Consider the following 6,384-nt stretch of genomic DNA (forward strand, 5'->3'; position numbering starts at 1 on the left):
CATCCTATCACCATTGCTCGCTTTCGCGAATACCGACCATCCACTTTGCAACTCTACGACACCTGTCGAAGATGCCAAAGTCCGTCTCCACCATTTAGCGTGCGCTCTTCGTCACCAATGATTCGACCATCTTCCGCGCATCTGCCAGAAGTTCTTCTGCATGCGCTTGAGCGGTGTCAGATTCCTCTTGACCTGCCAACATCCGGGCCAGCTCGCGGACACGTTCCGTGTCATCAAGGGTGATTACATCACTGGCGGTAAACCCTGCGCCAGCCGCTGACTTACCGTTTGAGGTTTTGATCACGCGGATATGGCGATCAGCATACGCCGCCACTTGGGGTAAATGTGTGACCACAATGACCTGCACATGACGGGCAAGCATCGCCAATCGCTCACCGATGCTCACCGCGGCTTTACCACCAACTCCTGAATCCACTTCATCGAAGACGAAGGTTGGCACCGGATCTACTGCTGCGAGGACGACCTCGATAGCTAGCATCACGCGCGAAAGCTCACCACCGCTGGCCCCCTTCCCCAATGGGCGAGGCGCGGCACCTGCGTGGGGCGCTAAGAGCATTTCGATCTGGTCTTGCCCATATGCGCCGAGCTCCGGCAAATCACCGATCTCGACAAAGAGATTCGCATCAGGCATGGCTAGTGCGGTTAGCTCCGCGCTGACCCGCTTGGAAAGCTTCGTGGCGGCCTTGCGTCTGGCTTCAGAAAGATCAGTAGCCAGGGCCGAAACCTTCTGCTCCAGCTGGACTACAGCGTCTTCAAGTTCCTCGATCCGAGTGTCGTCCGACCCAAGCCGTTCCAATCGTTGTCGAGATTCTTCGGCCCAGGAAATAACTTCATCAATGCTTGGCGCATATTTACGCATGAGCTTATTCAAATCTGCGCGACGTGCTTCTATTTGAGCCAGACGCTCAGGACCCTCTTCATCAAGATCCGAGACGTAACTGGCCATATCGCTCGATAGTTCTGAAGCGAGGATGCCAAGTTCTGCGGCTCGGTCAGCAAATGCAGCTAGGGCCGGGTCATCATCACTTGCATGCGCCAAAATTCCGCGAACAGATTCTGCCAAAGTAGTAATCCCTGGAGATTCAAAATCTTCGCTATCAACAATGGCTCTAGCCTGCAGGCTAGCGTTTCGCAGCGACTCGACGTTACCCAACTTCATCGCCGTTTCACGTAATTTCTCGTCTTCACCCGGCAACGGCTCTAGCGAATCAATTTCGTCGAGCGCGAGTTTTAGGTTTTCAGCTTCACGAACCCGATCACGCGAATCTTGTTTGAGTGCAGTGAGTTCTTTACTTGACGCACGCCACTGCCGGTAAGTCCGCTGATACTCCTTGAGCGTGCGCGCCAGGCCTGAACCGGCAAATCGGTCAAGTGCATCACGTTGCGCGCCGGCTTCTTTCAGACGAATCTGATCGGACTGACCATGGACAGCCACCAGTTCCTGCCCAAGTTCGGCCAGCAACCCGACCGGGGCACTACGCCCACCAACTGTCGCTTTGGAACGGCCTTGAGCAGATAGAGAACGAGTGAGCAACAGTTCGCTCTTATCGCCTACTTCATCAACAAACGCCCCGGCATGAGTAGCCGCTTCGAGCGCGTGATGGTCTGGATCTAGATGAACTACAGCTTCGGCTAGTGCATGATCGGCACCGTTTCGCACCGCACCGGCATCAGCTCGACGGCCAAGCAGTAAGGACAGAGCGGTGATCACCATTGTTTTACCCGCACCGGTTTCACCGGTGACAACAGTCAGCCCCGGCCCAAGTGGCAGAGTCGCCTTGGTAATCACGCCAAGGTTAGAGATCGAAATTTCTTGAATCATCGCCCGCTCCCGGTCGTTCTAGTGCATTCGTTCCAGTTCTCGTCCTAATAGTACTTGTAGAATCGTAAGTTTGTTCGAATATATGGGTTGTGAGTCGTAAATTCTCTTATTTTGTTTCGTCACGGGCCACTAATGGGATCCCAGGTTCATCCTTGTGATGAGGCTCGACGCTCTGAAATCCAGGTCCGATGACCGGCAGAGCAGTGGTTGCTGGACGGCGTTCGTCTTCGTCCGCCGGACCACGCCAACCCTGAATCGGAAGTTCAAATTTATTGACCAGTCGCTCCGAGAATGGAGTCGTATTAAGCCTTGCCAAAAGCACTGGCTTGTTACTGCGGGTAACCTCAATACGAGCTCCAGGCGGCAACTCAATGGTGCGTCGACCATCGCACCACAGCACGGCGCCGGCTTCTGAACGGGTTAAGATTTCAACCGCCATAATTGAGTCTGGCGAAACCACCAGTGGCTTAGCAAATAGTGCGTGGGCACTAATAGGAACCATAATCAGCGCCGCCACTTCGGGCCAAACTACGGGGCCACCAGCAGAAAATGCATAAGCAGTGGACCCAGTCGGGGTAGCCATGACGACGCCGTCACAACCAAAAGTAGATATCGGTCGCCCATCGACTTCGATGACGACCTCAATCATGCGTTCGCGATTAGCCTTTTCAACCGCGGCTTCATTAAGTGCCCAAGTTTCTGCAAGGCAAACGTTGTCCCGCCAAACCTGAACTTCGATGGCCATCCGTTCTTCAACGGTGTAAGCACCAATCACCAAAGCATGTACGGTATCCGCTAATTCGTATCTCTCGGCCTCGGCTAGAAAACCAACATGTCCAAGATTCACACCAACCAACGGCAAAGATGCATCACGCACTAGTTCTGCGGCGCGCAGTACTGAACCATCTCCACCCAGAACTACGCCTAAGTCCACCTGCTCAATGGTGCAATCCTGACCAAGAATGTCGATTTGCAACTGGAGTTCGGTGCTTGCAGCTTGTATCGCCTCATGATCTTTCTTGCGCATCACGGGACGCACACCGGCAGCATTGAGTAACCCACAAGTTTCAATTGCCGCGGTGATCGCTTCTTTGCGACCCGTGTGTGTGAAAACTAGGATGCGGCGCAAGGCGGGCTGCCCCTCTCGGGTTAGAAGTTTGCGCTTGGCGATGAGGAGTTCACCGCTCAAGCAATTCACTTCTAAGAATAGTCAACTACTTCCCACAATTTAGCTTCATCGACGGATTGTTGATTACTCATGGGAGGTTTTCCGAGCCAGAGAAAAAATTCGACGTTTCCATCTTGCCCGGCCAAGGGACTGCGGGCCAGACCACACAATTGCAAACCAACGTCCTGCGCTGATGCTACGACGCTTTCAACGGCACTACGGCGTAGCTCGGGAGATAAAACCACGCCGGTTCGATTTATGTGTTCACGTCCGACTTCAAATTGTGGCTTCACCATCAATACGAGCGAACCGCCCGGGCGTGTCGCACCTGCTAGAGCATCGATTACCAAGCGCAATGAAATGAACGACAAGTCGGCTACGACCAAGTCGACTTCTCCCCCAATATCCTCGGGGGTCATATACCTAACATTGAGACCTTCAAAGACCGATACTCGGGAGTCTTCACGAATTTGGTTCACGAGTTGCCCATGCCCGACATCCGCAGCCATCACTTGTTTGGCACCGCGGCGCAGTAGGACATCTGTAAATCCACCGGTAGAGGCGCCGGCATCTAGACAGCGCAACGATTCAGGCGAAATGGTCGTAAATACATCTAGTGCACCAGCTAGTTTATGGCCAGCACGCGAAACGTATTCTTCACCCTCGGCAGCTAAGACTTCCAGCTCGGATTCCGCAGTGACACTCTTCGAAGCTTTGGTAGCAATTACCCCATTAAGCAGAACACGTTTTGCGTCAATTAGCTTGGCAGCTTCGGTCCGCGAACGAACTAGCGCCCGAAGTACTAGTACTTGATCAAGCCTGCTCACGCGCGGTTCTCCGTTGAGTTTAGTTGCGACTGAAGATTTGCCAGTAGCTGCTCGTATACTGCTGAATGCTCAGTAATGTCCTGCTGAGCAAGGGATGAAAGCGTGTAGTCCAGCGCTTCATCTTCCAACATTGATACCGGCTTGGGACCAGGCGTTGGCATATTCATGTGGGCTACCTCTGAGCTCGCCGCAGGGTGTCCAATCCGCGCGAGGTGAATTGGATTTCGGGACTGACATGATCTTGCTGGCGCGAATGAGCAAGCCACCAAGCGTGGCATGCGGCACGCCATGCGTTGAGGTCTGACTCATTGCCGCTGACCTCTATAGACTCACCATCAACCTTAGCAATTGACTCTCCGACTTGTACGCCGTAGCCAAGCACTTTTATTGTTGGGTAAGGCCGATAAAGATCTGCAAGGCTTGAAATGAGGTAGTTTGGGCGCTCCGATACCGGGGCACCAAGTGCGCTACGGGGAGAATCCACACCCGTCAATACCAGCGCAGTTGAAAAACCGGCTCGATACCCTCCAAGGATATCGGTATCCAAACGATCCCCTACTACAAGCGGGCGCCGCGAATCTAAACGATCCGCTGCACGCTCAAATAAGAACGACTCTGGTTTTCCTGCAACGCGGGGCGTTATCCCCGTGGCCAGTTTCACCGCTTGGACTAATGATCCGTTACCTGGAGCGATGCCCTCGGCCCGAGGAATGGTTAGGTCGGTGTTAGTCGCGACCCACTGTGCCCCGTTGTTGATGGCATAGCTGGCCTCAGCAAGATCGTTCCATGAAACGGCCGGGTCGAAACCTTGAATAACCGCCACCGGTTTATCTTTATGTGACTCTACGACTTCGAGTCCCCGCACCGCGATGCATTCACGTAGGTACGGGGACCCTACAACTAGTACCTTGCTGCCCGGATTCAATTCACGCGCCAATAGTTCGGCGCCGGCATCAGCAGATCCAAAGACCTGCTCCGCACCGGTTTTCACACCCAGTTGACGCAAATGAGCGGCAACTGACATTGGCGAACGTCCCGCATTGTTCGTGATGAACGCAAGGGCGACATTAACTTCTGCGAGTGCGTTCAATGACTCGACGGCGTCTGGGATCCCATTGGGACCTGCATAGACGACACCATCGAGATCTGAAAGAACGGAATCAAATCCGGAGATCAGCATTCGGTACTAATTCCTACTTCTGTGAGTCGTTTTCAGCTTCGGCTTCGGCTTCGGCTTCGGCTTCGGTGACGTTATCGGTTTCGGTTTCAGCCTCGACTGAATCAACCTCTGCATCAACCTCAACTAAGCCGTCTTCTTCATCGATGCCGATTTCCTCAGTCTCAACTTCGGCATCATCGATGTCGGTTTCCGCGGTCTCAACGTCGTCCACATCGGCCTCAGCCGAGTCAGCTACGTCGGCAACTGCGTCATCTTCGGAGTCCACAGCAGTGTTCTCGTCAACAAGATCCTTGGCACGTGGGCGTTCGTCTTCTTCATCCATCTCTGGAGCTAGGTCCATGATGAAGGAATCGGCTTCTTCCTCAATACCAAGTGCACGCTCTGCAACAGAAACCTGAGCGAACCAACGCTTGGAATCCTCAGTGCGGCCCGCTCCTGCAAGCAGATCAGCATAAGCGGTGAACAAACGAGGGCTGAAGGAGTAAGCGCGATTGAAGTCGAGCTGTTCCAGAGATTCCAACTCAGCAAGTGCCAGATCTAGCTTGCCCAAGTCGCCGTAAGCGCCTGCGGCAACGATGTGCATCTCAACCTTGACCGCGGATTCCAGATTTGCGCACTCATCTGAGTGTGCAAGCTCAATGGCCTTTTCAGCACGACCCAAACCACGCAGCGAGTCTGCGATCAATGGAAGGTTGTAGTCCGAACCGGAGATACGTCGGTGAGTACGAAGTTCGCGCAACGAGTCCGCATACTTGCCTGCGTGGTAAGCAGCAATGCCTACGGCTTCACGGACAACTGCAACGCGACCGCCTCGACGGGAGGCCGCCATGGTGTGCTCGTAGGCCAGCTCAGGATCTTCTTCGAGTAGACGACCAGCCATGACCAGGTGCTTAGCGACCCAGCTTGCTGAGCGTTCTTCCAGGTACCGCAGCTGTGCGCGTGCGACGCGATCCAGTTCCTTACCGGTAACGTCCTCATCGATATCTGGGGACTGTTCACGGTCAGCACGGTTCGAAATGCGTAGGTCGCCTGGGTTGTGAGCGCGTGGTGCTTCGTTGGAGCGATCATCGAAACGGTTCCCACGTTCTGGGCGATCGCTATTACCACGGAACCCACCGCGGTTTTCGTCGCGATTTCCGCGGAAGCCACCTTCACGGTTGTCATCGCGCTTGAAGCCGCCACCGCGGTTTTCGTCACGGTTACCGCGGAAGCCACCTTCACGGTTGTCATCACGCTTGAAGCCGCCACCGCGGTTGTCGTCACGCTTGAAGCCGCCACGGTTTTCATCGCGGTTACCGCGGAAGCCACCTTCACGGTTGTCATCACGCTTGAAGCCGCCACCGCGGTTGTCGTCACGCTTGAAGCC

General features: G+C 54.4%; 6 protein-coding genes. All 6 read right to left on the bottom strand.

The window, feature by feature from the left end:
- Positions 1-94: 94 nt before the first annotated feature.
- A complete protein-coding gene (recN, locus tag CQ011_RS16990; RefSeq protein WP_105678884.1) occupies positions 95-1,843 on the bottom strand; it encodes a DNA repair protein RecN in 1,749 nt (582 codons plus the stop codon).
- A 106-nt stretch (positions 1,844-1,949) separates the two neighbouring features.
- A complete protein-coding gene (locus CQ011_RS16995; protein WP_105678899.1) occupies positions 1,950-2,972 on the bottom strand; it encodes an NAD kinase in 1,023 nt (340 codons plus the stop codon).
- Positions 2,973-3,043: 71 nt separating this feature from the next.
- The gene (locus tag CQ011_RS17000; protein WP_105678885.1) at positions 3,044-3,838 is read right to left on the bottom strand and encodes a TlyA family RNA methyltransferase; all 795 of its coding nucleotides are present in this window, start codon (positions 3,836-3,838) and stop codon (positions 3,044-3,046) included.
- Complete coding sequence (locus CQ011_RS17915; protein WP_181148178.1) at positions 3,835-4,005, bottom strand: hypothetical protein; 171 nt, start codon at positions 4,003-4,005, stop codon at positions 3,835-3,837. The genes CQ011_RS17000 and CQ011_RS17915 overlap by 4 nt, the downstream gene beginning before the upstream one ends.
- A gap of 5 nt (positions 4,006-4,010) precedes the next feature.
- Entirely contained in the window at positions 4,011-5,018 is a 1,008-nt protein-coding gene (locus CQ011_RS17005) for an HAD-IIA family hydrolase (protein ID WP_105678886.1), read from the bottom strand.
- 13 nt (positions 5,019-5,031) lie between these two features.
- On the bottom strand, positions 5,032-6,384 hold a 1,353-nt coding region (locus CQ011_RS17920), incomplete at its 5' end, for a tetratricopeptide repeat protein (RefSeq protein WP_219844226.1).

This window comes from Arthrobacter sp. MYb213, assembly GCF_002979915.1.
GTDB lineage: Bacteria > Actinomycetota > Actinomycetes > Actinomycetales > Micrococcaceae > Glutamicibacter.

What these genes read in the sequence shown, in the direction of transcription:
- recN (WP_105678884.1), bottom strand. Translation starts at nt 1,843, where the DNA reads ATGATTCAAGAAATTTCGATCTCTAACCTTGGCGTGATTACCAAGGCG.
- CQ011_RS17915 (WP_181148178.1), bottom strand. Translation starts at nt 4,005, where the DNA reads ATGAATATGCCAACGCCTGGTCCCAAGCCGGTATCAATGTTGGAAGAT.
- CQ011_RS17005 (WP_105678886.1), bottom strand. Translation starts at nt 5,018, where the DNA reads ATGCTGATCTCCGGATTTGATTCCGTTCTTTCAGATCTCGATGGTGTC.